Below are 26,998 nucleotides of genomic sequence, written 5' to 3'. Positions count from 1 at the left end.
ATCAGAACTGTGAAATGCCCCCTGGAAGCATTATAATTAGCGGTTCTATTATATCTGGTTCTACACAAGCTGTTGAACTAATTGTACTAACCAGGCAGTTTAGTTGAAGATAAAGGATGGTTTTTTTATGGTAATATCGTTTTGGAGGGGGCATTTTAAATGAAAAATTTAATTATTTGTATAATAGTTTTGTTTGCACTTTGGTTAATACTTCCTTTTATCGGCATAAACACATCATATGTGATACCAAATTTAATAGAATGGGCTACAAAATTTATTCTACCTTGGATACTATTGTATTGGATAATTAGATTAGTTAATGGTTTAGAAAAAAACAAATAACATTTCAAGTACGGGGTGCGATTCTTCAACAAAGAAGGTCGCTTTTTCTTATCCAACAAGAAAATTTGGGAAGTATTCTACTTAAACTAACGGGTGCTTTACTTGAAGATCATTGAGTTGCGTTTGCAGCTCTTTTTTCCGTTATTGAACTAACGGAGCAGGTTAGTTCAATAAAATATACGAGTTTTGAAACAATTATTAGTAGAATTTAAATAATCGACAGGTTGGTTGATCAAATTGTAGGCAGACTGTATCTTTAATCTCCTTCGAGTTATTACGCTTTAGTTGAGTAGGGCACAATAAGGTAGCTCTTTTTCGTATTTTATTATTTAATAATCTAGGCGCATAGATCTAATAGATCAAGCGTCTTTTTTTTTGCCGGATTGTGTAATTCTACGGACTGTTCTTGAGAGAATTGATGATTACGTTAATGAAATATTTTTCATATTTATGAAATTATTTCATAATATATTGCGTGATACTCAAATATATATTATATTATTCAAAATAATGAAAATTCGAGGTGAAGTGATGAATATAGGAATGGAAATAAAGAAATTGAGGACTGAAAAAGGAATTACTTTGAAAGAGTTAAGTGAAAAAAGTGAACTATCTGTTGGATTTCTGTCTCAATTAGAAAGGGGGCTTACTACCATAGCAGTTGATTCACTTGAAAAACTAGCTGATATTTTGGAAGTACATTTAACACATTTTTTTGATTATCCACTTAAAAGAAAAGATATGGTCTTAAGAAGTTATGAACAAGAATTAATGAATTCAGTAGAAGGTGGTTTTATTAAGTATAGTTTAAGTACAAATCTAGAAAATAAACAACTTTTTCCAAGGCTTATAGAAATTCTTCCTCAAAAGAAAGATGAAGAAATATTATCCTATAAGCATAAGGCAGAAGAGTTCATTTATGTTTTAGAGGGTATATTAACAGTTTACATAAATGATAAGAGGCATGAAGTATATCCTGGTGACAGTGTTCATATGGACTCAAATATTGCCCACAATTGGGCTAATTATACGAACAAAAAGGTCAAGCTTATAGCTGTTAATACGCCTAATTATATCTACAATAGTGGGTTTTATACTACAGATGCTGATTAGTAAAGACAGTACAGTTTGGCTAGTAATCTGTTGATATTTGGAACATTTAAGGAAATGAATCCTAAAGGAAAAGTGGTATGTACTGCCTTTGGAGTAAGTGGAGCATTTGTATTTGGAGGTCAATTTGGATTTGTGTCAGGGGTAGCCCCAGAAATGTTAGGAGCGATTATCATATCAAAGCTTACAGCAGGAATAATTAAAATAGTACTAGCTGCATGGCTATATGATCGTGAAAATAAAGAATTTAGTCTTAAGGAAAATGGAGGTATTTGTAATGAATATTAGGAATAGGGTCGAAAAGTTAAGACAGCTAATGAAAGAAAATCAAATGGATGCTTATATAATTCCCAGTTTTGATGCACATCAGAGTGAATATGTAGCAGAACATTGGAAATGTAGACAATGGATATCAGGATTTACAGGGTCTGCAGGTACTGTAGTTATTACATTAGAGGATGCTGGGTTATGGACAGATGGTAGATACTATATTCAAGCAGAAAAGCAGCTTGAGGGCTCAGGAATCAGATTATTTAGAATGGTGGATCCAGGGGTACCATTTTATTCAGAATGGCTAGCAGATGTTCTTAATGAAGGAAGCATTGTGGGCTTTGATGGAAATGTTTTTTCAATTAATATGGTTAAAAAGATGGAAAAAGATCTAAAAGCAAAGAGAATCGTATTAAAAATGAATCAAGATTTAATTGGTGATCTGTGGGAAGATAGACCGGAGATTCCTAAAGGACCAGTTTTTACTCATGACGTAAAATATGCAGGCAAATCACAAGTAGAAAAATTAAATGAAGTAAGAGAAGAAATGAAGAATATAGGAGCAAATTATTATATTTTAACTTCCCTTGATGATATTGCATGGCTTTTGAATATAAGAGGGGCCGATGTGGCTAATAATCCAGTTGTAATAGCTAATGTAATCGTAGCAGAACATAAATGTTATTTATTTATTGATTCTTGCAAGGTTTCCCCTTTGGTTAAATTAGAACTGGAGGCTGAAGGAATCGAGTTAAAAGCGAATAATGAAATACAAACTTTCTTAGGAAATCTTTCAAGCGGAGATACCATTATTTTAGATGCGAATAAAACAAATAGCAGATTATATAATGCCATTAACAGTATTACAAAGAAAATTGAAAGTCCTGATATCACGACAAATTTAAAAGCTATTAAAAATGAAGTTGAGATAAAAAATGTAAAGTGGTGTGAAATAAAAGATGGTTTAGCCATGGTGAAATTTATAAAATGGCTAAAAAACGTTATAGACAAAGAGGAAATTACAGAGATTACTGCAGAAGAAAGATTAGAAGATTTCAGAAGGGCGCAGGAAGGATATGTTGGACCTAGCTTTGATACGATAGCAGGTTATAGAGAACATGCTGCGATGATGCATTATAAAGCCAATAAAGAAACGCAATTTATTCTTAAGAATGAAGGTCTTTTTTTAATTGATTCAGGCGGACAGTATTATGATGGAACAACAGATATTACACGAACGATTGTTTTAGGAAAACTTACCGATGAACAAAAAAGAGATTTTACTTTGGTGTTAAAAGGATTTATTGCATTAAGCTCAGTAAAATATTTATACGGAGCTACAGGCTCTAACTTAGATGTTTTAGCAAGGCAACCAATATGGCAGTATGGTTTAGACTATAAATGCGGGACAGGACATGGGGTAGGTTTTTTCTTGAATGTTCATGAAGGACCACAAAGCATAAGGAATAATAATAATAATGTTACATTAGAAAAAGGCATGATTATTACGAATGAACCGGGAATATACCTTGAAGGTAAATATGGAATTAGAATTGAAAATATGATGTTAGTAGTTGAAGACGAGAAAACAGAGTTTGGTCAATTTATGAAGTTTGAAACAATTACGTATTGCCCAATTGATTTAGCCGGTATCAATAAAGAGATGTTAACAGAGAGTGAAAAGCAATGGTTAAACAATTATCATCAAGAGGTATATACGAAGCTAGCTCCTTATTTAAATGAAGAAGAGAGAGGATGGCTAAGGGAAGAAACTAGGGAAATATAAATAGGTATTGTCGCATACAAGTAATATTTTTCTCCTTATAGTATAAAATCAATGATATTCACTAACCTTTATGCCGATTCCTTTAAAGTACAAGTAGAAATTACAAAAGAGACATATAATTGCTGTCATTCAACTATAACCCATATTAAATTTGTATATAAATCAACGGGTGCTTTAGTAGAAGATCTATGAGCTGTTCATACGGCTCTTTTTTCTTATTCAACTAAAGGGGCAGATTAGTTTAAGAGTGTTGTTTAATTTGTGTTCAGCAATCGGGCCAAATAACGGAATAAAGAATAATACCCTTTTAAGTACTTGGAACATATGATGAGTTTATAATCATATGTTTTTGGAGGTATATTATTACAATGAATAATCCTTATTATATGTATGCCCATCCAAATCCTTACCCCAGTTATGTACCAATGTATAACTGGGATAATATTTGGGGTTCCGGTTATTGGAATATGTCAAATGCAGCGAGTTATACAAACCAATTTTCGCCGTACCAAAATACTCAAAGGAATACCAGTAGTCCAATATTAAAAGACCATGGGGGAGAACCCTTTGTAGTGAACATCAATCAAGTTGCCAAGCAAAATAACACCTATCGTACTGCTATATGGACTGGAAATCATTTGCAAGTGACTTTGATGAGTATTAACGTTGGAGAAGATATAGGCTTGGAGATTCATCCTAACGTTGATCAATTTTTACGTGTTGAGGAAGGTCAAGGACTTGTTCAAATGGGTAAGAGCAAAGATAATTTAAACTTTGTAGAAAATGTAGGTGATGATTATGCCATTATAATACCTGCTGGCACATGGCATAATGTAACCAATACAGGCAATACGCCGTTAAAGCTTTATTCAATCTATGCACCGCCTAATCATCCATTCGGTACTGTTCATAGAACGAAAGCGGATGCCGAAGCTGCTGAAGGTTAAAGTCTTAGAGACCTTTGGAATCGGGAGCGATTGTTTAATAAGCGTCTCTGTTCTTATTAAACTAACGGGGGGCTTTACTTCAAAAAGGAGTAGAGCCTTTTTTTATTGAACTAACGTGGCAGTTTAGTTGAAGAAGAGGTTTTTTTGCGAATGTGTTGAATAAGTTAATGTATGTAAATTATTGGATAAAAAGGGGTGCTTTACTTCAAGTCTGGGGGTGGCACTTTTTTCTTAAACTAACGCAGGACAGTTTAAGAATATTTATAGGGGGCATTTTATGATTAAGTCTTTAAAAGGGCAATTTATCTTATCTATATTTGTTGCTATTGGCTTTGTTTATGTTAATTTTTCTAGTATTGAGTTTATTGCTGACAAGAGGGATCCAACCGTTCGGGTAATATTTTTCTTCATCATGATTTTATCGGTGTTTAATGCGGGATTATTGACGGAAAAATACATTCAAACAAGAACGAAGAAGGTCAAATAAAAAAGTCAAACTACAAAAATATTTTATTTGTGAAGGAGTATTGATTATGACTCAGGTTAAAAAAATCGAGGTAATTGATGTTTATACTGAATTTTTTGAGCTTTTTGAATCAAAAAATTCATTGTCACTGGAACATCTAGAGCTTTATTACGAAAAGTTTCCGAATGTATTTAATGAAAATCTCATTGCCAAAGAACACCTGAAAGATTAAATGCTGCTATTAAACGTTACCCTACAAAATATAAAGTAATGAAACGTGTTGCTAAATTTTTGCCTTCAATTATACAGGATGTTTATGAACAGATGTCAACAATGTTAGGGATTCAAATGGATTTACGAGTAAAAATACTTGTAGGAGGATTCGGCTCCAATGCTTATGTGACTCACGACGGGACTATTCATTTTGCCATAGAAACCATAACAGATGAACCGAAACATTTAAGGGTATTAGTTGCTCACGAAATGGCACACTCTTTCCATTTCACCAAGCTTAAAATGGATGGATTTGATTTTTCAAAGATGGCTTGGGATGGATATACTTCCCTATATTTAGAAGGTATTGCTACGTTTCTATCTGAATTTTTAAACCCTGAATTACCTGAAAGTGTTTACTTATCTTTTGATGATAAAAGTGAGGAATGGATTAATTATTTTCATAAGAATTATGCGGATATCATATTTAGCCTGGAAGAGGATTTAAAGAACTGAACAATGGAAGAAGAGAAAAAATGGTTTCGACTAAGTGGTGGCAAAAGGTATGGCTACAACCGACTTGGATATTTAATTGGTAAAGAATTTATAAGTGATTCAGTTCAAAAGTTGGGTATAAATGAAACTTTTATAATCTGGGCAAAGAATGATATAAGACATCTAATAAATGAATGGCTAATTTATAAAAAGTATACAAATTTTAACTAAAGAAGAAAACACTCTTATTGAACTAACGGGGCAGCATTCCTGTTTGAAAGATGTTCAGGGTCTTGAAAGAAAAAGAGTCCTCTAGTATGATGCTGAGTGTCAACGACCATTGACCCATCACATACGAGGAGGACTCCTAAATGCATTTTAAAATGAATTACAAAATTAATCAAGTGACTGATAATACAATCGTCGTTGGTATAGACATCGCGAAGCGCGTTCATTACGCATGCTTTGTCGATGAACGAGGACGCATGATGGAAAAATTTTTGCTGTACATCAATCAAAAGAAGGCTTTCAAAGTTTGTATGAAAAGATTCAACTAACTATGAAAAAACTCAGAAGACAGAAGTAGTTGTGGGAATTGAACCTACGGGTCACTATTGGATGAATTTAGCGTATTTTTTAGACCAATATGGAATCCCACTCGTCATGGTCAATCCAATGCACGTCAAACGTTCGAAAGAACTGGTTGATAATTTACCGACAAAGCACGATAAAAAAGATGCGCTAGTCATTGCTCGGTTAGTGAAAGACGGACGTAACGGTGCGATAAAGTTCGACGATTGTTTCTTTAAATTCTTGGTTGTAGCGTTTTTGTTTCATAACGGACACGTCCTCTCTTAATTTCTAGGATAAGGACTTAACTTCAATGTGTCCATACATCTATACTAACTCCAAAGTATAGAATAGTTACTGTAAATTTAAAATACCGAATCAAAGTAAGCAGTATATATTAAAGAAGTATCAAAGAAGTATCAAAGAAGTATCAAAGAACAACTAACCGTCCTTGATACTTCTTTTTTAAATTTTATATAAAGGGATTACTGTAAAATCATTAATGATGGCATGGAAATATTTTGGTTCTTTTGGAGATACCATAGGAAGCATGCTAAGCGTTTGTTGCTTCCCTTTTATGCTGATTTCTTTTGTTTTTGATCTAAAAGATGACTATAGAAAGTTAGGAGACTCGCACAGACTGCAACTATCCCACCGACCCATGTTACATTCATTAAATTCCCTTGATGGTATACAATTCCGCCTAATGCAGAACCAAAAGCGATACCTACGTTGCTTGCCACTGGCATAAGTGATGCAGCGAGTCCTGTTGCTTTTGGCTGATAAATTCCAGCGAGGTCTATTAAATAAAGCTGAGTAGATGTTGTTAAGAGGATGGCCATTAACGACATCAATCCAATGTTTGCTAGTCCTAAAATAAAATGGTTTGTAGTCCAAAATAAACTTGTCAGAACAACTGCCTGCACGAGAAAAACAAACCGAAGGCGACCGATGGCATTGTGGCTGGCAATTTTACCGGCAAGGATGTTGCTGAAAATCGAGATAAATCCGTACCCAAATAAGACTAAACTAATTGAATGATTTGGTACTTCCATTCCCTTTAAGATAGGAACAAGGTACGTAAAGACGGCATAAGTTGCGCCAAATCCGAGAGCAGGAATGAAAAAAGCCATCAAAATTCTTGGATTGGTCATTAAAGAAAACTGATCCCGTATCGAACTGCGTATTTGGCTGAGTCCATTAGGTAAGACAAAAAAGGATGCCAAAAAAGCCAATCCTCCTAGGGAAGTAGTTAATATAAAAGTGGCATTCCAGCCGTAAGATTCGGCGATGACAATACCCATTGGTACTCCAACGACATTAGCAAGTGTGAAACCACCGAAAACGAATGATATAGCAAGTCCGCGTTTATTAATCGGCATAGTTTCACTTGCAACAATCATGGCAAGAGAGATTAATACTCCTGTTACAATCGCTGTCATAATTCGAAGTGCAAGGAGCATGATGTAGCTCGTCGAGATTACACATAAAGCATTCAGGACGATGAAAGATCCTATCAAAAACAACATCCATTTACGCTTTGGAAAATGACTTGTCGCTGACATCACTAGTGGTGTGGCGATGGCAAACGTAATTGCAAACGCAGAAACGAGTGTGCCTGCTTTTGCATTTGTTATATGAAGGCTCGAGGAAATATCGGTTAAGATTCCGACAATAACAAATTCGCTTGTCCCTAGAACAAATGTTAATAAAGAAAGTGTAAAGATGAGCAACCAATGTCTCTTGGATAATTTTGTGTGGTGCATAAGTACCTCTTCTCTTAGATGAATGTAAATTTGTCACATAGTAGATAAATGACCTAAATATCATACCATAAAATATTTTTGCAAGAATAACACTTTCTTATTAAAAATAGGTTAATGAATTACCAGAATCAACAATGGAAAGGGAGTTAGCAGAAAACTATTTAAGAAAGAACATTTCTCTTGATATTGCTAATGGTAGTAGTAGGTATTAAGAAAATTAGTATGTAAAAACCTCATTTAGTTATAATACGGTGAACCGTAACAGACGGCTCTTTTTTCTTATTCAACTAAAGTTTTAGAATAGTAAAAAAGTCAAGAATAATACAAATGCACAATTATTTGATAAACTGGATTATAGATTAACTACTTTCGTAGGAGGACTACTTTGGTAAACTTAACAGAATATCTGTACAAAAAGATACAACCGATTATTGAAAGTTGGAATGAGGAAGGAATATATGCATTATCTTTTTTTGTATATACAAATGAAGCTTCAGATAATATCCCTATTTTTGTAATCAGTTATAATACTGAGGAAGACTGTGAGTATAGTTCACAGCTCAGTGAGCAGAGATGGAATTACGCCTATTGGAGACAAGATGAAAATGAAATTATTGGCGATGAAGAATCAACAAACATTTTATTACAATGGTTTAAGGAAAATGGCATAAAAGAAATTGGGTATGAAGACGAAACATTAATGTATGATGAAGATTATAATTACATAGGAAAAGGACCAAACGGATATTATGAGCTATTACAGATAGTTTCTAATGTAGCAAAAAGATTACACGACAATAAAGTTATTATTAATACTTTCAAAAGAGAAATACCCATAATTATTCATGATTTAGAATATTCTTGGTTTTCAGAAGAAGCAACGAAAAATGGAAACCCTAATGGAAAAGCCGAGAAATTCTTGGAAGTATTACTCCAAGAATTTCCAGATTGAATGATCTTTGAGCTGTTCAGACAGCTCTTTTTTTTATTCAACTAACGGGTCAGGATAGTTGAATATGTTGTTTATAATTTATAAAGCTAAATCCACAAAAATTTTTGCGGTATAATGTTAAAAAAAGTAAGTCTAAAGGAGAATTAAAGTGACTAATTACGAAAATCAGTTGAAAGAAATTGTAAAAAATGACGATTACATAATATCTTTATTAAAAGCTGTTGAACAGTTGAATTTAAATGATGCTTGGATTTCTGCGGGACTCATTAGAAATAAAGTATGGGACGTTTTACATAACATTAATACACCAATAAATGACATTGATGTTATATATTTTGATAGCACGGATACATCGTGGGAAACAGAAAAAAATTTAGAAAAAAAATTAGGAATTTTAGTACCTAACCAGCCTTGGTCAGTAAAAAATCAAGCAAGAATGCATATGAAAAATGGATTTCTACCTTATAATTCTTCTTTTGATGGGGTTGCTCATTTTACAGAAATACCAACTGCAATAGCTGTGAAAATCTGTCATAGTGAACTTAAAATAATGGCTCCATATGGACTAGAGGATTTATTTGAAAAGATTGTTAAACCTACTCCATACTATCAAAATAAAAGCGAGTTAAGTTCAATATATACTGAACGTATGCAGGATAAAAAATGGGATACAATTTGGATAGATTTATCTATAGAAGTTTAATGTTATTCTTCAGCTAAGTGAGCAAGTTCATCTTAGGGAAAGTACCTTTTTTATCCTACTATCGTGACAGCATTCCTGTATTTTATGATAATTAGATTATAGTGTATTGCGTTTGTTCAATAAGGCTCATTAAAATGATCAAACTCTTCTAAACAGAGCAAATGAAAGGTTCCAAAGAAAAATAATACGTTTTTCTTTGGAACCTTTATATTAGAGGTATATTAGTCAACGTCATGAGTTCTTTGTCTAAGAGGTTTACCAATGGCTGATGTTTTTCTCAACTACTAAAGAAGGATCAGTAGCTATTTCATTTTTTTTGTAATTGTTCTTGTGCCAATCTTACCAATTCTTTAACCATATTGCCGCCAATCGGTCCACCTATTTTTCCTGCCTCTTCAGAAGTGAGTTTTCCGTTATACCCCTTATTCAGTGGGATATTTAATTCATTTGCAATTTCGTATTTTACATTATGAGGATTGTTGCTATCTACAACATAACCCATGTCTTTCATAACTCGAGATTTTAAATTGTCTAATTCTACGCGAGCGTCTGGAACTAATATTTTCTTTTTCGCCACTTTTCTTCACTCCTTTGTAGAATAGTCTTTCCCGTTAGTGAAATATTACTCATATGAGTGTATTTTGTGTTGAAATAGAACTAGAGGGAGTGAAAAGTGATTTGGGCAGAAATATTTTAGCTATCCAATTCTATCAAATGGGTCCAAAGACTATTCATTATACTATCAATATGATTAACTATTTATAAAGCCATTATTTTCATTTTGAAAAGAATGACTTTAATAGGAAGAAAAAAATATATTAATACCTAAGAAGGAGAGTGCGTTATGTCAAAAACTACTTTTGCATTAATCGGTACTGGAGTTGTAGGGGAGCGAATCATTAATCAAATTTTGTCTCATCCTCATTGTGAAATCGTGTCTGTATTCGATGAAAATAAATCAAGACTAGAAGAAATTTCAACAAAATATCAACTTCCAGTTGCAGAAACATTAGACGAGCTTTTTCAATTAAATCCAAACTGGGTTTATATCGGGACGCCTCCTGTAAGTCATGCTCCTCTGGCAGAACAAATAGCTAAACATGGTTTGAATATTCTTTCTGAAAAGCCTCTTGCTCACGATGCACATGATAGCGTGAGAATGGTAAAAGCAGCAGCTGAAGCAAATGTCAAAACAGCAATGCATTTCCCGTTAATGTACAGTCCGGCTATACATAGTCTTAAAGAAGCGATAAATACAGCTTCATTTGGCGATATTGTTCGTATTGAATTGCATACATACTTCCCACATTGGCCAAGGAAATGGCAACAAAATCCGTGGATTGCCTCAAGAGAGCAAGGAGGCTTCATAAGAGAGATATTTCCGCATTATTTTCAACTTACGCATTATCTATTCGGTGATTTTAAGATTATTTCACACGAGACGACATATCCAGAAAATCTGAATTTGTGCGAAACGGGTGTGACTGCCTTAGCTAAAACAGAAAGTGGCATACCAATTGTATTGAATAGCCTGTCAGGGATTGGGCAAGAAGAACGTCTAGAATATAAGGTTTATGGTACAAAAAAAGTGATAACGCTTCGCAATTGGTCAGAACTATGGGTTAGTGAAATAGATCGGGAAGAAGTATTATTTATTCCAGACACTCAGCCTGAAAGTCTTATGGAGGCGTGTCATAATTCGATGATCGGTAAGGATTCCCTTATTGTTTCGTTTGAAGAAGGTTTAAAAGTGCAAGAGTGGATTGATCAGCTGTTAAAATAGGGACGCGATTAAAAAGTAAAGAAAATATACTATTTTCTTTTGATGAAATTGCTATAGAACATTAAGAAAAGCATCACTTCATATGAAGTGGTGCTTTTTCTGACTATTTAAAAGTTAAAGGAATCGATGAATTGAATCGAAAAATGTGATAAGATAATGCTACATGCATATTTAATGAAACACTTCACATTTCGGGTTTGTTTTGAACATTTTAATCCTGTTTTATATAGGTAATATGTCAGAATATCCCCAATGTAGTAGTATAAAGGAGAACTAAATAAATGAAGCGACGAGAAGCGCGTGAAAAAGCGATACAAGTACTTTTTCAACTAGAAAATACAGAATTAACAGTTACAGAAGCAATTGAACATATCGTAGGTGAAGAGAGTTCGCCATTCTTCGAACAAATAGTACAAGGTACTGTTTTACACATGGAAGAAATCGATAAGTCATTAGTTGAAAAATTAGAAAATTGGTCATTACCTCGCTTAGCGAAAATTGAACGTACAATTTTACGTTTAGCGGTTTATGAAATTTTATATACACCAGAAACACCTAAGAATGTCGTATTAAACGAAGCAATTGAGTTAAGTAAAACATATGGTGATGAGAAATCTAGCCGCTTCGTAAATGGCGTATTATCAAAATACGCTAAATAATAAATTCTAAGTTAAATTTGGGAGTGTTATTAATAATGTCAGGTAAGCTAATTAATGGTAAAGAAATTGGAGATTTGATTCGACAATCTATTCAACAAGAAGTGAATGATTTAAAAGAACAAGGTATTTCACCAGGACTAGCAGTTATATTAGTAGGAGATAATCCTGCTTCTAAAACATACGTTTCAAACAAACAGAAATCATGCGAACAAATGGGTATTTACTCAGAACTTATCGAATTATCAGCAGAAATTTCAGAAGAAACATTATTAAGCGAAATTGACAAACTAAATGCTGATCCTGCAATTGATGGCATTTTAGTACAATTACCACTTCCAAAACACATTGATGAACAAAACGTTATCGCGGCTATTTCTCCTGAGAAGGATGTAGATGGTTTCCATCCAGAAAGCGTAGGGAAAATGATGCTGGGTCAACCAACATATTTACCTTGTACGCCTTTTGGTGTGATGAAGTTATTAGAATATGCGAATATTGATGTAGCAGGTAAACACGCTGTTATCATTGGACGTAGCCATATTGTAGGTGTGCCAATGGGACAACTATTATTACAAAAAGACGCAACAGTGACTTATTGTCACTCAAAAACTCCTGATTTAGCTGCCATGACAACACAAGCTGATATTTTAGTAGTAGCAACAGGCCGTGCAAAAATGATTGGTGCTGAGCATGTAAAAGAAGGCGCTGTAGTCATTGATGTAGGTATTAACCGCGACGAAAACAATAAACTTTGCGGCGATGTTGATTTTGATTCAGTGATTGATAAAGTATCAGCAATCACACCTGTACCTAAAGGTGTTGGCCCAATGACGATTACAATGCTGCTATTTAATACATTGCAATCAGCGAAAAAGAAGGTTTATTCAAGACAAATGAGCTCAAAATAGGTAAAATAGTAACGCAGAAGCTGTTTTTCTGATGAAAGACAGCTTTTTTTATGAAATTAAATTTCTGCTAAAATGTTCGGATAAGGAGTCTGAGACTTTTGACAAGTACACCTTATTTATCTGTCCAAGCTCTAACAAAATATATTAAAAAGAAATTTGATGCCGATCCTCATTTACGTGATGTATTTGTAAAAGGAGAGCTATCAAATGTTAAAAAACATACAGGTTCTGGCCATATCTATTTCACATTGAAAGATGAAAAAACACAAATTGCAGCAGTAATGTTTGCCAAGAGTGCGAATCGATTGAAATTTGTTCCAGAAAATGGCATGAAGGTTTTTATACGTGGAGATGTTAATGTCTATGAAGGTAGTGGACGTTATCAGCTATATGCAGTATCAATGGAACCAGACGGTGTAGGCAGTTTACATATCGCCTTTGAACAATTACAAGCAAAACTTCTAAAAGAAGGCTTGTTTGATGAAAGACATAAAAAAGAGATACCAACATTCCCACGCAAAATTGGTGTTGTAACAGCACCAACTGGAGCAGCCATACGAGATATCTGTACAACGATTACACAACATTATGCTCTAGCCGATGTTGTGATCTTCCCTGCACTCGTGCAAGGAGAACAAGCAGCTCCTAGTATTGTAAAAGCAATACAGCAAGCAAACCTTATGGACGAAATCGATGTTTTAATTGTAGGACGTGGTGGAGGTTCAATTGAGGACCTTTGGGCGTTCAATGAAGAAATTGTTGCTAGAGCTATTTTTGAAAGTGACATACCTGTTATTAGTGGTGTCGGACATGAGACAGATACTACGATAGCAGACCATGTTTCGGACTGGCGGGCAGCAACACCTACAGCCGCAGCGAAAAAAGCTGTACCGAATAGCGAAGATTTAATGAAACATTTATTGACGCGTAGATCCCAACTATTTCAACTAACACAATCTCGAATTCGGCATGAAAAAAGTCAATTAGAGCGGTTACAGAAATCCTATCCGATTGCATATCCAGACCGACTATTTCGTCCGTTTGTCGAGAAGTTAAGTCGTACAGATGAACAAATACAAGCACAAATGACTAGTTATATCAAAGACAAGCAGGCAGTATTACAACAATTAGCAAATCGTGTACAAATGAATACTCCTCTTCAAGAAGTGAGATATAAACAGCACCATGTAGCGAGATTGTGCACAGAGCTTGATAAAAATGTTGTGCAATCAATCAATAAGCAACAAAATGCGTTTAGGTCCATCATTCGTACTTTAGAAGCATTAAATCCTTTAACAATCATGAACCGTGGATATAGCATTGTTTATCAAGACGGAAAAGTTGTAAAATCAGTACAACATATAGAAGAGAAACAAAATTTGACTATTCATTTTCCAGATGGTCAGGCGAATGCTAAAATTACGTCCATAACAATGAAAGCGAGGGGAGAAGAATAATGGCCGAAAAGAAACAATCTTTTGCAAAATCAATTGAAGAATTAGAAGAAATCGTTCATCAACTAGAACAAGGTGAAGTTCCTTTAGAAGATGCAATAGATTTATATAAAAAAGGGATGAAATTATCCCAGTTTTGTCACGATCAATTACAAAATGCAGAGCAGCAACTGATCTCGATTATGGATGACAATGGCAAAGAAAAGCCTTTTAATCCAACAGGGGAAGAGGGACAAAGTAAATGACTGAGCTTCTAAAAGAATTTATGGCAAACAATATTCCAACAGTCGAAAAACGTATGCAAGAGCTCGTTGAGAATATTGAAGCGCCAGCAGTTTTAAAAGAATCTATGTTGTATTCATTAAACGCAGGCGGTAAAAGAGTAAGACCACTTTTTGTGCTTGCAGTTATGGACCATTTCAATGTTCGCAATGATGATGGATTTACGGTAGCTGCTGTCATTGAAATGATTCATACGTATTCACTAATTCATGACGATTTACCAAGCATGGACAATGATGATTACCGCAGAGGCAAATTAACAAACCATAAAGTGTATGGTGATGCATTTGCCACACTAGCAGGAGATGCACTTAATACACTTGCATTTGGAATCCTTGCTCGAATGCAACAAATTCCACCTGTTTCACGTTTATTATTAATAGATAAAATCAGTGAAGCAGCTGGAGCTGAAGGTATGGTTGGAGGACAAATCCTAGATATTGAAGGCGAAACAAAACAATTAACATTGGCAGAATTAGAAAAAGTACATGTCAACAAAACAGGAGCCCTTCTTCGTTTTAGTATTGAGTCAGGTGCCATTATTGCGAATGCCACAGAAGCAGAACGTACAATCTTAGTGGAATATGCGCATCATATCGGTCTTGCTTTCCAAATTCAAGACGATATTTTAGACATTGAAGGTACAACAGAACAATTAGGGAAAACAGCCGGTAAAGATGTTGCAAGCGATAAAAGCACATACCCCGCACTCCTTACATTAGTAGGCGCTAAAGAAAAGTTGCAAGATCATTACAATCTTGCTATACAAGCGCTTGAAAAACTGCCTTCGGAAAGCAGTCTACTAAAAGACTTAGCTGATTATATTGTTCATCGTAACAAGTAATGGCCGTTTTAGTTTGTACAATTGATTAACACTGTTATAATAGGTGAAACATTGTGCGATGAATATTTTAATGAAAAGGTGTGTGATGGCGATGGATTTAAACAAAATATCTAGTCCATCCTTTTTGAAAGAATTGAATACGAAACAACTTCAAGATTTAAGTGAAGATGTTCGAAAATTTTTAATCCAAAAGCTATCTGTAACGGGTGGTCATATTGGACCGAATCTTGGTGTAGTTGAGTTAACTATTGCTTTGCATCGAGCTTTTAATAGTCCACAAGATAAGTTTATTTGGGATGTAGGACATCAAGCATATGTCCACAAGATTTTAACAGGCCGTGCAGATCAATTCGATACGCTACGTCAATATAAAGGGTTGTGTGGTTTCCCAAAACGCATTGAAAGTGAACATGATGTATGGGAAACAGGACATAGCTCAACATCTCTTTCAGCAGCAATGGGTATGGCAGCAGCACGAGATATTAAAGGCGATAAAAACTTTGTTGTACCTATTATTGGGGACGGTGCTTTAACAGGCGGTATGGCTTTAGAGGCTCTAAATCATATTGGTCATGAAAAAACAAACATGATTGTTATTTTAAATGATAATGAGATGTCAATTGCCCCGAATGTAGGTGCATTGCATAATGTTTTAGGACGCTTACGTACAGCGAATAACTACAACAAAGCAAAAGATGAGTTAGAACAGCTATTGAAAAAAATCCCTGCTGTTGGTGGTAAATTAGCATCGACAGCAGAACGAGTAAAAGATAGCTTAAAATATTTACTCGTGTCAGGTGTATTCTTCGAGGAACTAGGTTTCACTTACCTTGGCCCAATCGATGGTCATGATTTTGAGACTTTAGAAGAAACATTACAAAATGCGAAAAGAATGCAAGGTCCTGTTTTAATCCATGTTATTACGAAAAAAGGGAAAGGCTACTTGCCAGCTGAAAACGATACAGTTGGAACTTGGCATGGTACCGGACCTTATAAAATGGAAACAGGCGATCTTGTAAAACCAAAAACAACTGCTCCAGGATGGTCTAGCCTAATTGCAGAAACAGTTCGTAAATTGGCCCGCGTCGATGAACGAATCGTAGCAATCACACCTGCTATGCCAGTTGGTTCAAAATTAGAAGGCTTTGCCAGTGAATTCCCTAATCGTATGTTTGATGTTGGTATCGCTGAGCAACATGCAGCTACTATGGCAGCAGGTATGGCAGCAGATGGTACAAAGCCGTTTTTAGCTATTTACTCGACATTCCTTCAACGCGCTTATGACCAAGTATTACATGATATTTGTCGTCAAAACTTGAATGTGTTTATCGGAATTGACCGTGCTGGTTTAGTTGGTGCTGATGGTGAAACGCATCAAGGTGTCTTTGATATTGCCTTTTTACGTCATATGCCGAACATGGTAATTATGATGCCAAAAGACGAAAATGAAGGCCAACATATGGTGAAAACAGCTATTGACTACAATGAAGGCCCAATCGCTCTTCGTTACCCGCGTGGTAATGGCTTAGGAGTACCTATGGACACAGAGCTTAAAGCTCTACCAATCGGTAGTTGGGAAGTACTTCGTGAAGGCAAAGATGCAACAATATTAACATTCGGTACGACTATACCAATGGCACAAGAAGCAGCTGAAGTATTAGCAGATCAAGGTATACAAGTTGAAATCGTCAATGCTCGCTTTATCAAACCAATGGATGAGGTAATGTTACATGGTTTAATGCAAAGTAAAAAGCCAATCCTTACGATTGAAGAAGGCGTATTGCAAGGCGGATTTGGTAGTGCAGTGTTAGAATTTGCGAATGACAATCATTATTCGACAACACAAATTGATCGTATCGGTATTCCTGATATGTTCATTGAACATGGTAGTGTTGATTTGTTACTTCAAGAAATTAACTTAACTGCTGAAGAAACTGTATTACGCATTCAACAATTAGTAAATAAAGACAATAAAGAGCAAGCAGGTTTAAATGCATAATGACAACAAAAATACAAAAAGAGCGTGTCGATATCCTTCTTGTTGAAAGAGGACTTTGTGAAACACGCGAAAAAGCAAAACGTACGATCATGGCAGGGCAAGTGTACTCAAATGAAGTAAGACTAGATAAACCGGGTGAGAAAATACCTGTTGATTCTGAGCTTACTATTAAGGGGTCGCAACTACGCTATGTAAGTCGTGGAGGATTAAAACTAGAAAAAGCATTAGATATTTTTGATGTTGCTGTACAAGATAAATTAATGTTAGATATCGGTTCATCTACTGGTGGTTTTACGGACTGTGCCCTACAAAATGGTGCGAAGCATTGCTACGCACTTGATGTAGGCTACAATCAGCTTGCATGGAAAATCCGTCAAGACGAACGTGTAACTGTAATGGAACGTACAAATTTCCGTTATGTTACAGCACCTGACTTGGGAGAAGGTTTACCTGAATTCGCAACAATCGATGTATCCTTCATCTCTTTAAAACTGATTTTACCTGTGTTAAAAACGTTGTTAGTACCAGGTGGAGATGTTATTGCGCTAGTGAAACCTCAGTTTGAAGCAGGGAAAGACAAAGTTGGTAAAAAAGGTGTCGTTCGTGAACCGAAAATACATTTAGAAGTATTAGAATCTATTGCAACATTCGCTGAATCAGTTGGATTTGTGGTAAAAGATGCTTCCTATTCTCCAATTACAGGCGGAGAAGGGAATATTGAGTTTCTATTCCATCTGTACAACCCACACCAAGAAGAAGAGCTGCAATCATTTACAGACTTCAATACCTTGGTGAGTGAGGCACATCAACAACTAAAATGACGCGGCCCATTCTTTTGGGTCGTGTTTTTTTTCTTGTGATTTAACATAATCGATGTTACGGTTATAAAAAGAAGAGCATAATTATTCATAGAGGTGAAAAAATTGAATAAAAGCCAACGCCATATTCGAATCCGCGACATGATCGCTAATAATGATATTGAAACACAGGATGATTTGGTCGATTTACTAAAAGAAGCAGGATATCATGTAACGCAAGCGACAATCTCTAGAGATATTAAAGAATTACATTTAATCAAAGTACCTCTACAAGATGGTCGTTATAAGTACAGTTTGCCAGCAGATCAACGCTTCAATCCAATTCAAAAGCTACATCGTGCGTTAGCAGATGCGTTTGTAAGCATTGATGGTGCTAGTCACTTCTTAGTGATGAAGACTTTACCAGGAAATGCACATGCAATTGGATCATTACTGGACCGTTTAGATTGGACTGAAATATTAGGTACTATTTGTGGAGACGACACGATTATGATTTTATGTCGTGAAGAATCTCAACGCGAATCAGTAAAAAATCGCTTACTTGAAATGTTGTAATCCGAGGTGAGTTGTCTTGTTACGAGAACTATCGATTAAAAATTTTGCAATTATTGAAGACTTAACAGTAGGTTTTGTTGAAGGATTAACGGTTTTAACAGGTGAAACAGGTGCCGGAAAATCAATTATTATTGATGCGGTACAGCTATTAGCTGGTGGCCGAGGTTCTCAGGAATTTATCCGTCACGGTGCTAAAAAAGCCGAGCTTGAAGGACTCTTTGCGATTTCTTCTGAAAACCACTCTGCGTATCAAAAATGTGCTGAAGCTGGGATTGAAATTGAAGAGGGAATGGTTATTTTACGCCGTGATTTAAATGACAATGGGAAAAGCGTTTGTCGTGTTAATGGAAAACTTGTTCCACTTTCTCTATTGCGTGAAATAGGCGCAACATTAATCGATGTTCACGGCCAGCATGAAAGCCAAGAATTAATGGATGATAAGAGACATATCTCCTTGTTGGATCAGTTTGCAGGTGCAGACATTAATCCATTAAAAGAACGTTATAGTGAGGAATACTTAGCTTATCGTGAATTGAAAAAGGAACTTGCTGCAATTTCACTTGGTGAACAGCAAGTAGCTCAAAAAATTGATCTTTTTTCATTTCAAATTAAAGAAATTGACGCTTGCCAATTTCGAGCAGGAGAAGAAGAGGAACTAGCTGAAGAACGTCGTAGGCTGATGAACTTCAACAAGATCTATGAACGATCTAATACGGCACACGAAGCCATTCTGGGTGAATCTAGAGGACTCGATTGGATTGGACAAGCTATGAGCGATTTAGAAGAAGTTGCTTTATTAGATCAAGATTTTAGAGAGCATTCAGACAATGTGTCAGCTGCCTTTTATTCTTTACAAGAAGCAGCATTTCAAATAAAAAACATATTAGATGACCTAGAATTCAACCCAGAGCGTTTGAACGAAGTAGAGCAACGTTTAGCTTTAATCCAATCGATGAAGCGTAAATACGGTGCTACACTTGAGGACATACTAACTTATCGTGAAAAAATTGGAGAAGAACTGGAATCTCTTATCAATCGCGACGAAAATATGCAAAAAAACGAACAACAATTAAATGAACTGAAAGAAAAATTACTGCAAACAGCAGAGAAATTAACAGCAGTTCGAAAAAAAGCCGGTCGTAAACTAAGCGATGCCATTATGCAACAACTACGAGCTTTATATATGGAAAAAGCAGACTTTAGTGTGCATTTTGAACCCATAGCTGCAGATCAATTCGATCATAATGGGTTAGATCGCATTGTATTCTATATTGCAACAAATGTTGGCGAACCACCGAAGCCTTTAACAAAAATTGCTTCAGGTGGGGAATTATCTCGTATGATGCTAGCCTTAAAAACCATTTTCTCTTCAACAAATGGTATTACATCAATTATTTTTGATGAAGTAGATACAGGCGTCAGCGGACGTGTAGCTCAGGCAATTGCTGAAAAAATTTCAGCTATTTCGATGCATTCACAAGTGCTTTGTATTTCACACTTACCACAAGTTGCAGCGATGGCTGATCATCATTATTATATTAAGAAACAAGAGGAAGCACATCGAACAGTGACATCACTCACTGAAATTTTCGATAATGCGCGAATCGATGAAATTAGCCGAATGATGTCTGGCGCTGAAGTGACGGAATTAACATTCCAACATGCAAAAGAATTGGTAGAAATAGCTAACGGCCGTAAAAAAGCAATGACTATTTAATTAAGAAACTGTCTGTCCCAGCCAATTGGGCGGGCAGTTTTTTACGTATGTATTGTTTTTTTTAAAACTTAAATGTAAAACCTTCCACCTTCTCCAATCATCCAATTCAACTCAAATATTTACCGTACATAACATGCTAAAACAAAGCCATAGTAAAAGGACGATGAGGAGGTGAAAAATGAAAAATCAAATGCGTTATGTCATGCAGTTTGTCGCATTATTATTTGCCATTTTGCTACTACCATTTGGTGTTTCTGCCAAAAGCTTAATTCCGATGGGACATTCAATAGGTGTAGAACTTCAGCTTCAAAATGTCTATTTAACAAATGATGTTCTCCTTAAGAACGGCATTTGGCTGAAAGCGGGAGATACTATTCAGGCCATCAATTCTCAACAAGTTAAAACACTTGAAGAAGTTAAATCCCTATTTGTCAGTTCTTCAGGTAAATTAATGGATGTGAAGCTAAGACGTCAGCATAAAACTCAACATATTAAGATCATGAAGGAAGAGCTTGAACCGATGTTATCTTTCTTTAGAGATCAGACTGACGGTATTGGTACATTAACCTTTATTGACCCAGAAACAAAGGAATATGGAGCATTAGGTCATCAAATTATCGACTCAGTTGTTTCAGCACCACCTAACTTTTCGTCCGGATCCATTTTCTATGCATCCATCGAACAAATAAAAAAGAGTGTACCTGGAGAACCAGGTTATAAAATTTCATCAATTGAACATAATGCTGGACAGTTAGGAAGTATTGCCGAAAATAATGTGTACGGTATATTTGGAAAATGGTCGAATACTTTAGAACAAGGTTTACCTAAACCTATGGAAATCATGCAACCTTCTGAAATTAGAGTTGGTAAGGCACAGTTGCTTACGACTATTGAAGGGAAAAAAGTAGAGGCATTTGATGTTAAAATTACCAAAGTAGATGACAAAACATTGCAATTTGAAGTGACAGATGCGCAGTTGAAACAGAAAACCGGAGGCATTTTACAAGGTATGAGCGGAAGCCCAATTATACAAAACGGCCGATTTGTAGGAGCTGTCACACATATGTATATAGAAAGTCCCGAAAAGGGAGCAGCTATTCCTCTAACAGAGATGTTGAAAAAGCAACCAGCTTAAAGGAATGTGTTTTTATATATCCATTAAACTTACGCTGCACCTAAGAAGTTGGTGCAGCTTTTTTCTGAAAATGTTTGTATTGGAAAGAATATGTGATAAAAAGCATTCTTTTTCTCTGTTACTTTTGTTACAATAAAAGTGACAAATAATCGACAAATTGTTTATAATGAATGAATACTGTCGAAATACATAGTATCTCTATGTCTACATACTTATTTTTTTAAGAATAAAAGGTATTCTTGCAAAAAAGTCGAATTATCCACTTTGTATCAAAAACGAGTTTACTTTAATTCGTCTTGTCGGTTTTGATCGTGTTTAACGGAAGCGCAAGCACAAAGGAGGAAAATAATAATGCGAAAAGTAAAAGTTGCAATTGCAGATGATAATCGGGAACTAGTTCGTACATTAGAGATGTATCTACAAAATAGCCCAGAAATTGAAGTCATCGGAACGGCCCCTAACGGCAAACTTTGTTTGAAAATGTTAGAGGAACAAGTACCAGATGTTCTATTATTAGATATTATCATGCCTCACCTGGATGGTTTAGCGGTTTTGGAAGTTATGCATGAAAACGAAATTTATAATGATGTTCAAGTGATTATGCTAACGGCATTTGGCCAAGAAGATGTAATGAAACAAGCAGTGGACTTAGGAGCATCGTACTTCATGTTAAAACCTTTTGAATTTGATCGTCTTGTTTCGAAAATTTTACAATGTGCGGGCCATAAAACAGAAAAAACAAAACGTGTAAGTGTTTTGCAAAGCTCACAGCCACAGCAAATGGATCAACGTCAACTTGATGCAACGATTACAGGTATTATAAAAGAAATCGGTGTGCCAGCTCATATTAAAGGGTACGCATACTTACGTGAAGCTATTCAAATGGTATATATGGATGTTGAATTACTTGGTTCTATTACGAAGATTTTATATCCAGATATAGCGAAAAAATTCGATACAACGTCATCACGTGTTGAACGTGCGATTCGCCATGCCATTGAAGTCGCTTGGAATAGAGGAAACTATGAATCTATTTCGAAAATGTTCGGTTATACTGTCCATCACTTAAAGAGCAAACCAACTAATAGCGAATTCATCGCCATGATTGCCGATAAAATTCGTATTGAAACGGTTGCTAGCTGAAAGGGTTAGGACGTTGATAAATCTGGGTTTTAAGGTAGTTATCAGTTGTCAGACTTCGAAATTATTCATAATTATTCACAGATAAACTACCTAATTGAACCAATAATTAACTAAATATATTCCTATAAAAGATGCATCTCTAGGTTTATTGAGTATATCTCATTAGACCAGGAGGTGTATTTTTTATGCGTAAAGAGTTCGATTTACAATTGGATTCATTTATGTTGCATTGCGATGCAAAGCATTTATCAAAGAAAACACTTAAAAGTTATGATCAGACATTAAGGTTATTTGCTAAGTATTTAGATGTTGAATTAGGTATAACAGATGCAAGCAAAGTTAAATCATCACATATTCGCTTATACATTCGATATTTGAGAGCGCGAGGTAAATATACTGTCGCAAGTTCGGACAAAGGGTTGAAAGTGAACTATCCTGATCGTAGGGAGGATTATAAGAAAGATATTTCTGATACAACCATTGCAAACTACACTCGTAACATCAAAGTGTTTTTCAACTTTCTTAAAGGCGAACGTGAGATAAAGGAAAACCCTATGGATACGATTGAGAAAATTAAACCGAAACGTCGACAAAAACAATTGTTAACTCCAGATGAATTAAAATTACTTTTTCATTCTTTTGATTTAACTAAGTTTCATGAATATAGAACATGGTTACAGTGTCGTTTAATTTTGGATAGTGGAATCAGGGCAGGAGAATGCTGTGGATTGAAGCCTGAAGATATTGATTTTCGTTCTAAATCGATTTTAGTAAGGGATACAAAAAATGGGAAAGAGCGTTATGTATTTTTTGGTCATAAGATGTCTACTGATTTACGAAGATGGTTGCAATATAAAGATAGATTTTCAGATAGTCCTTATATTTTCCCAACTGTCAGAGGTACGCAACTAGAAGTTAATAATTTTAAGCTCTCAGTACGAAATGCAGGGAAAAGTGTTGGATTAGAAGTATTTCCACATTTATTGAGAAACAACTTTGCAAAATATTATCTAATTGAAGGGAACGGTGACTTTGTTACATTAAGTCGTTTGCTTGGCCATTCGTCCGTGGAAGTGACACAGAAGGCTTATTTGGACTTTACAGATAAGGAGATTGGGAAGAAGTATCAACGACATTCACCATTAAATAATCTAAATATCTAAATCATAGAAAAATCAAAAATAATAGGAATTGTTTGCAGGTTAATCAAATTAAATTTTTTACAAAAGAGTATCATTATTAGTATAGCTTTATTATTTCCTGAAACTTCCTCGTTATATTAGGAGATAGTAAAAAACCAGGAAGAATTACATTATAGTTTTGAGCTGTTTTAAAGATAATGTAATCAATTGTTATAATCCTATTAGGAAATTAGAAACTCCTCTCACAGAGGTTGCTAGGTATTAAATACAGCATAGTAGAAGGTGAGAAAGCTGTTCAACAGCTAGGTGAATTTTTGGGCTTTGAATCTACACAACCAGACATGGGAACAAATGATGGACCGGATAACTTTTGGAGAATGGATAACTTTGATTTAGTTATAGAGTGTAAGAATAACAGTATTAATAATATTTCAAGGGATGAAACTGAACAAATGTCATCTTCAGTTAGATGGTATAAAGAAAGATACGCTGAGGAAGAACGATTAAAACCTGTTATGCTACATAGAAGTGCATTTTTGGAAAGTAATGCATATGCTAATGAAGAGTTTGTGGTAATAGAGCAAAGTAAATTGGAATCTCTTAAAATAAATTTGAGAGGGATTTGTGAAGAGTTATCTTGTAAGGCACCTAACATGTGGTTAGATAACGAACTAAATGCATTATTAATTAAATATCACTTGGATGAGGAGAATTTTATAAGCTATTATTCAACAAATGTAAAAAGAACGTAATAATAGGTTAGTGTAATGGGGGAGTAGTTTTATTAACTACTCCTTTCCTATTGATAGAAATGTAGGATTAAGATGATTGCAGAGCATGATTCAGCTAGGGGGTCTTTTCCGAGATTTTGATGATAATTGATGAAGAGTTGAAGCTACCTACTACACTCACACCAAAAGGAAAATGAAGCGATACGAGAACAACCTAGTGAAGCATAAACATATTGGAATCACTAATTTGAAAACAACAAATCAATCAAAGGGTTTTCTCTTAAGTTGTAGCATACCTAAGCGAAACTCTTTGAAAGAAGTTATATAAATTATATGTTTATATCTTTTTTTATGCGTAATTACATGAGAAGTGTGAAAATTAATAATTGGAATTTTCATAAGGCAGAAGCAGAAAATATAGAAGTAAAAGATATTAGAAAACATAGAAAGTATTATTCGGATGATAAGTTATGGGGAAAAATCCGAAAGATCTCTAAGAGAGCTGGCTCCTCCGTTATATATGCTGTTCTAATTCTTTATTTTACATTGCAGAAACCCGAGGTACCTTTGAAAGTAAAAGCTACAATAGCGGGGGCATTAGGATACTTTATACTTCCAATAGATTTAATTCCAGATGTTGCTTTGGGAGTAGGTTATGTAGATGATTTAACTCTCGTTATGGCAGCATTAGTTCAAGTGGCTATGTACATTGATGAAGATATAAAAAATCAAGCAAAAGATAAGTTAAAAGATTGGTTTGGAGATGATGTTGATACATCTGATATAGATGATAAATTATGATAGTAATTTTGAAATTGAGAGCTATAAGGGCTCTCTTTTTGTTCAAAAAGTGTAAAATCATTCTTTTACTATGAAAGATATAAATTTAATCACCTTGAACTTAAATTCTATAAACATTTTTCTAATATCAAATTCAGCATAAATAAATAAGTTCTTCTCTACAAACAACTCTTTTCTTGAGAGAGAGTCTAACCCTTTTTTGGCTTTGTATAAATTACCTAGTATATAATGCTTTGAAGATTTATCAAATAGCCCCTTTCTATTTGTTAGTTCATAAGAAGCTCTAGTTATAAAATCCAACGCTTTGATTAATTCATTCTTTGATAACTGATTAATTATAAAGTCATTACCAGCAAATTTATAATTAATCAGTTGAACTAATCTAGTTATCTCTTTATCTAAAGGTATTGAAGAAGTTGAAAAGTATAGGTTTGAATACATAAAAAAGGAAGAAGTTATCAAAAGAAAGCTTAAATCAATCTTATTGGAAAAAGTAAAAGAGTATAAACAAAATAAATCGAGTGATAAGAAGTGAAAATTAAAAATAACGATATATAAGTCGGAAGCATTTTATGTCGAAGTCAATTACTCATTTCCCTAGAGATGTAGTCATATTAAAGTTTATTATCAACGAAGTAAAAAATATAAACTGCTTAATGTATGACATCCCATCTAAGTCACTAGCAACTATTGAGTTGAAATAATTAAACGAGATAAGCCAAGTGTTTATCTTGTTTATTACTTTGAGATGAGTAGAGCATAGGGGGAGGGTTCCGATATTGAGGTAAAGTATATTCATATATATAGGTGACCTGATACACCCACACCAAATGAAGTTGTTAACGAAACGATTCCATTTGATAACAAATTGATATACAATGGTTTTAGTAAGGTCTTTGAACCAAGTTCTTAAATATGTAATACTCCCTAGTGGGTAAAACGTTGATATAACAACAAACTACACGCCTAGAAGCTGGAGTATTGGAGTTTCTGGACGCGGGTTAAACTCACCATATATAATCGCTCAACTTTCTGGGAAATCGGAGGTTGAGTTTTTTTTAGATAAGCACTTACTACAGAAGGTTACGATGATTTTGTTCAGCAGACGTATATGATTTAGATTGTTTTAAGTTGAGTAAACAACTACGTAATACATATAAATTTGTTCAATTGGCTAAAGAGAAAAGTGAAAAAACTAAGATAACTGTTGAAAAAGTAATATCAAGAATGTCCTTAGAGGGCAAAATGATTAACTTTAATACTGTTTCCAAGGAAGCTAATGTATCAAAGTCTTGGCTTTATAATGTAAATGTGGTGTGTCAACACAAAACTGGACAACTTTTATAAGGACTGTTGCTTGAATTCCACCGGTGTTAAATAGCCCAGTGTTCCATGAATTCGAATATT

The 26,998-nt window shown here is 34.8% G+C and carries 31 protein-coding genes and 1 pseudogene; 28 read left to right on the top strand and 4 right to left on the bottom strand.

Going from position 1 to position 26,998, the window contains the following annotated elements:
- Window positions 1–159 precede the first annotated feature (159 nt).
- The 10 genes and pseudogenes from ACQKM9_RS20320 to ACQKM9_RS20275 all read left to right on the top strand — a co-directional run.
- On the top strand, window positions 160–342 hold the full coding sequence (locus ACQKM9_RS20320; protein WP_427736203.1) for a hypothetical protein: 183 nt from the start codon (window positions 160–162) through the stop codon (window positions 340–342).
- Window positions 343–792: 450 nt separating this feature from the next.
- The gene (locus tag ACQKM9_RS20315) at window positions 793–1,455 is read left to right on the top strand and encodes a helix-turn-helix domain-containing protein (RefSeq protein ID WP_427736202.1); all 663 of its coding nucleotides are present in this window, start codon (window positions 793–795) and stop codon (window positions 1,453–1,455) included.
- A 15-nt stretch (window positions 1,456–1,470) separates the two neighbouring features.
- A complete protein-coding gene (eutH, locus tag ACQKM9_RS20310; RefSeq protein WP_427736200.1) occupies window positions 1,471–1,740 on the top strand; it encodes an ethanolamine utilization protein EutH in 270 nt (89 codons plus the stop codon).
- Entirely contained in the window at window positions 1,730–3,508 is a 1,779-nt protein-coding gene (locus ACQKM9_RS20305; protein ID WP_427736199.1) for an aminopeptidase P family protein, read from the top strand. Before eutH ends, ACQKM9_RS20305 begins: the two co-directional genes overlap by 11 nt.
- Before the next feature lie 368 nt (window positions 3,509–3,876).
- Window positions 3,877–4,455 carry a cupin domain-containing protein gene (locus ACQKM9_RS20300; protein ID WP_427736198.1) on the top strand — a complete coding sequence of 193 codons (579 nt, stop codon included), beginning with the start codon at window positions 3,877–3,879 and terminating at the stop codon, window positions 4,453–4,455.
- Window positions 4,456–4,732: 277 nt separating this feature from the next.
- Complete coding sequence (locus tag ACQKM9_RS20295) at window positions 4,733–4,942, top strand: hypothetical protein (RefSeq protein ID WP_427736197.1); 210 nt, start codon at window positions 4,733–4,735, stop codon at window positions 4,940–4,942.
- Window positions 4,943–4,988: 46 nt separating this feature from the next.
- A complete protein-coding gene (locus tag ACQKM9_RS20290) occupies window positions 4,989–5,153 on the top strand; it encodes a hypothetical protein (RefSeq protein WP_427736195.1) in 165 nt (54 codons plus the stop codon).
- Between the two features lie 38 nt (window positions 5,154–5,191).
- On the top strand, window positions 5,192–5,650 hold the full coding sequence (locus ACQKM9_RS20285; RefSeq protein WP_427736194.1) for a DUF5700 domain-containing putative Zn-dependent protease: 459 nt from the start codon (window positions 5,192–5,194) through the stop codon (window positions 5,648–5,650).
- Between the two features lie 3 nt (window positions 5,651–5,653).
- Window positions 5,654–5,860, top strand: a complete 207-nt coding sequence (locus tag ACQKM9_RS20280; RefSeq protein ID WP_427736193.1) for a hypothetical protein — start codon at window positions 5,654–5,656, stop codon at window positions 5,858–5,860.
- A 140-nt stretch (window positions 5,861–6,000) separates the two neighbouring features.
- Window positions 6,001–6,403: pseudogene (locus ACQKM9_RS20275) on the top strand (IS110 family transposase); the annotation flags it as partial.
- Between the two features lie 371 nt (window positions 6,404–6,774).
- Here the strand turns inward: ACQKM9_RS20275 and ACQKM9_RS20270 are convergent.
- Window positions 6,775–7,965 carry an MFS transporter gene (locus tag ACQKM9_RS20270; RefSeq protein ID WP_427736192.1) on the bottom strand — a complete coding sequence of 397 codons (1,191 nt, stop codon included), beginning with the start codon at window positions 7,963–7,965 and terminating at the stop codon, window positions 6,775–6,777.
- A gap of 385 nt (window positions 7,966–8,350) precedes the next feature.
- Between ACQKM9_RS20270 and ACQKM9_RS20265 the strand changes: the two genes are divergently transcribed.
- Together ACQKM9_RS20265 and ACQKM9_RS20260 are read left to right on the top strand one after the other, a co-directional pair.
- Window positions 8,351–8,917, top strand: a complete 567-nt coding sequence (locus tag ACQKM9_RS20265; RefSeq protein ID WP_427736191.1) for a hypothetical protein — start codon at window positions 8,351–8,353, stop codon at window positions 8,915–8,917.
- Window positions 8,918–9,065: 148 nt separating this feature from the next.
- Entirely contained in the window at window positions 9,066–9,620 is a 555-nt protein-coding gene (locus ACQKM9_RS20260; protein WP_427736189.1) for a nucleotidyltransferase family protein, read from the top strand.
- 307 nt (window positions 9,621–9,927) lie between these two features.
- Here the strand turns inward: ACQKM9_RS20260 and ACQKM9_RS20255 are convergent, their stop codons facing one another.
- A complete protein-coding gene (locus tag ACQKM9_RS20255) occupies window positions 9,928–10,197 on the bottom strand; it encodes an alpha/beta-type small acid-soluble spore protein (RefSeq protein ID WP_427736188.1) in 270 nt (89 codons plus the stop codon).
- Window positions 10,198–10,464: 267 nt separating this feature from the next.
- Here ACQKM9_RS20255 and ACQKM9_RS20250 point away from each other — a divergent pair, with 267 nt between their 5' ends.
- The 15 genes from ACQKM9_RS20250 (at window position 10,465) to ACQKM9_RS20180 (ending at window position 25,591) form a co-directional block, all read left to right on the top strand.
- Window positions 10,465–11,403, top strand: coding sequence for a Gfo/Idh/MocA family protein (locus ACQKM9_RS20250; protein ID WP_427736187.1), 939 nt, complete (start codon window positions 10,465–10,467; stop codon window positions 11,401–11,403).
- A gap of 281 nt (window positions 11,404–11,684) precedes the next feature.
- A complete protein-coding gene (nusB, locus tag ACQKM9_RS20245; protein WP_038184952.1) occupies window positions 11,685–12,062 on the top strand; it encodes a transcription antitermination factor NusB in 378 nt (125 codons plus the stop codon).
- A 35-nt stretch (window positions 12,063–12,097) separates the two neighbouring features.
- The gene (gene folD, locus ACQKM9_RS20240) at window positions 12,098–12,970 is read left to right on the top strand and encodes a bifunctional methylenetetrahydrofolate dehydrogenase/methenyltetrahydrofolate cyclohydrolase FolD (RefSeq protein WP_427736186.1); all 873 of its coding nucleotides are present in this window, start codon (window positions 12,098–12,100) and stop codon (window positions 12,968–12,970) included.
- A 98-nt stretch (window positions 12,971–13,068) separates the two neighbouring features.
- A complete protein-coding gene (xseA, locus tag ACQKM9_RS20235) occupies window positions 13,069–14,427 on the top strand; it encodes an exodeoxyribonuclease VII large subunit (protein WP_427736185.1) in 1,359 nt (452 codons plus the stop codon).
- The gene (locus ACQKM9_RS20230) at window positions 14,427–14,669 is read left to right on the top strand and encodes an exodeoxyribonuclease VII small subunit (RefSeq protein ID WP_427736184.1); all 243 of its coding nucleotides are present in this window, start codon (window positions 14,427–14,429) and stop codon (window positions 14,667–14,669) included. The genes xseA and ACQKM9_RS20230 overlap by 1 nt, the downstream gene beginning before the upstream one ends.
- The gene (locus tag ACQKM9_RS20225) at window positions 14,666–15,550 is read left to right on the top strand and encodes a polyprenyl synthetase family protein (protein ID WP_427736183.1); all 885 of its coding nucleotides are present in this window, start codon (window positions 14,666–14,668) and stop codon (window positions 15,548–15,550) included. Before ACQKM9_RS20230 ends, ACQKM9_RS20225 begins: the two co-directional genes overlap by 4 nt.
- A 91-nt stretch (window positions 15,551–15,641) precedes the next feature.
- Window positions 15,642–17,549 carry a 1-deoxy-D-xylulose-5-phosphate synthase gene (gene dxs, locus ACQKM9_RS20220; RefSeq protein ID WP_427736182.1) on the top strand — a complete coding sequence of 636 codons (1,908 nt, stop codon included), beginning with the start codon at window positions 15,642–15,644 and terminating at the stop codon, window positions 17,547–17,549.
- On the top strand, window positions 17,549–18,370 hold the full coding sequence (locus tag ACQKM9_RS20215) for a TlyA family RNA methyltransferase (protein WP_427736181.1): 822 nt from the start codon (window positions 17,549–17,551) through the stop codon (window positions 18,368–18,370). The genes dxs and ACQKM9_RS20215 overlap by 1 nt, the downstream gene beginning before the upstream one ends.
- A 102-nt stretch (window positions 18,371–18,472) precedes the next feature.
- Window positions 18,473–18,922, top strand: coding sequence for a transcriptional regulator AhrC/ArgR (gene ahrC, locus ACQKM9_RS20210; RefSeq protein WP_427736180.1), 450 nt, complete (start codon window positions 18,473–18,475; stop codon window positions 18,920–18,922).
- Window positions 18,923–18,938: 16 nt separating this feature from the next.
- Window positions 18,939–20,639, top strand: a complete 1,701-nt coding sequence (gene recN, locus ACQKM9_RS20205) for a DNA repair protein RecN (protein WP_427736178.1) — start codon at window positions 18,939–18,941, stop codon at window positions 20,637–20,639.
- 178 nt (window positions 20,640–20,817) lie between these two features.
- Window positions 20,818–21,774: a SpoIVB peptidase S55 domain-containing protein gene (locus ACQKM9_RS20200; protein WP_427736176.1), complete on the top strand. Its 957-nt coding sequence runs from the start codon at window positions 20,818–20,820 to the stop codon at window positions 21,772–21,774.
- Window positions 21,775–22,125: 351 nt separating this feature from the next.
- Complete coding sequence (gene spo0A, locus ACQKM9_RS20195; protein ID WP_427736175.1) at window positions 22,126–22,917, top strand: sporulation transcription factor Spo0A; 792 nt, start codon at window positions 22,126–22,128, stop codon at window positions 22,915–22,917.
- A 185-nt stretch (window positions 22,918–23,102) separates the two neighbouring features.
- Window positions 23,103–24,080 (top strand): tyrosine-type recombinase/integrase, encoded by a 978-nt coding sequence (locus ACQKM9_RS20190; RefSeq protein ID WP_427736174.1) that lies wholly within the window; start codon window positions 23,103–23,105, stop codon window positions 24,078–24,080.
- A gap of 230 nt (window positions 24,081–24,310) precedes the next feature.
- Complete coding sequence (locus tag ACQKM9_RS20185; protein ID WP_427736173.1) at window positions 24,311–24,811, top strand: hypothetical protein; 501 nt, start codon at window positions 24,311–24,313, stop codon at window positions 24,809–24,811.
- Between the two features lie 330 nt (window positions 24,812–25,141).
- Entirely contained in the window at window positions 25,142–25,591 is a 450-nt protein-coding gene (locus ACQKM9_RS20180) for a YkvA family protein (protein ID WP_427736172.1), read from the top strand.
- A gap of 57 nt (window positions 25,592–25,648) precedes the next feature.
- Here the strand turns inward: ACQKM9_RS20180 and ACQKM9_RS20175 are convergent, their stop codons facing one another.
- A complete protein-coding gene (locus tag ACQKM9_RS20175) occupies window positions 25,649–26,032 on the bottom strand; it encodes a hypothetical protein (RefSeq protein ID WP_427736171.1) in 384 nt (127 codons plus the stop codon).
- Window positions 26,033–26,145: 113 nt separating this feature from the next.
- Here ACQKM9_RS20175 and ACQKM9_RS20170 point away from each other — a divergent pair, with 113 nt between their 5' ends.
- Entirely contained in the window at window positions 26,146–26,295 is a 150-nt protein-coding gene (locus ACQKM9_RS20170) for a hypothetical protein (protein ID WP_427736213.1), read from the top strand.
- Between the two features lie 637 nt (window positions 26,296–26,932).
- Here ACQKM9_RS20170 and ACQKM9_RS20165 read toward each other — a convergent pair.
- Window positions 26,933–26,995 (bottom strand): hypothetical protein, encoded by a 63-nt coding sequence (locus ACQKM9_RS20165; protein ID WP_427417267.1) that lies wholly within the window; start codon window positions 26,993–26,995, stop codon window positions 26,933–26,935.
- Window positions 26,996–26,998: the final 3 nt, after the last annotated feature.

The sequence above is a fragment of the Viridibacillus sp. NPDC093762 genome (genome assembly GCF_050279675.1).
Classification (GTDB): domain Bacteria; phylum Bacillota; class Bacilli; order Bacillales_A; family Planococcaceae; genus Viridibacillus.
This window is presented reverse-complemented; position numbering and strand designations above follow the sequence as displayed.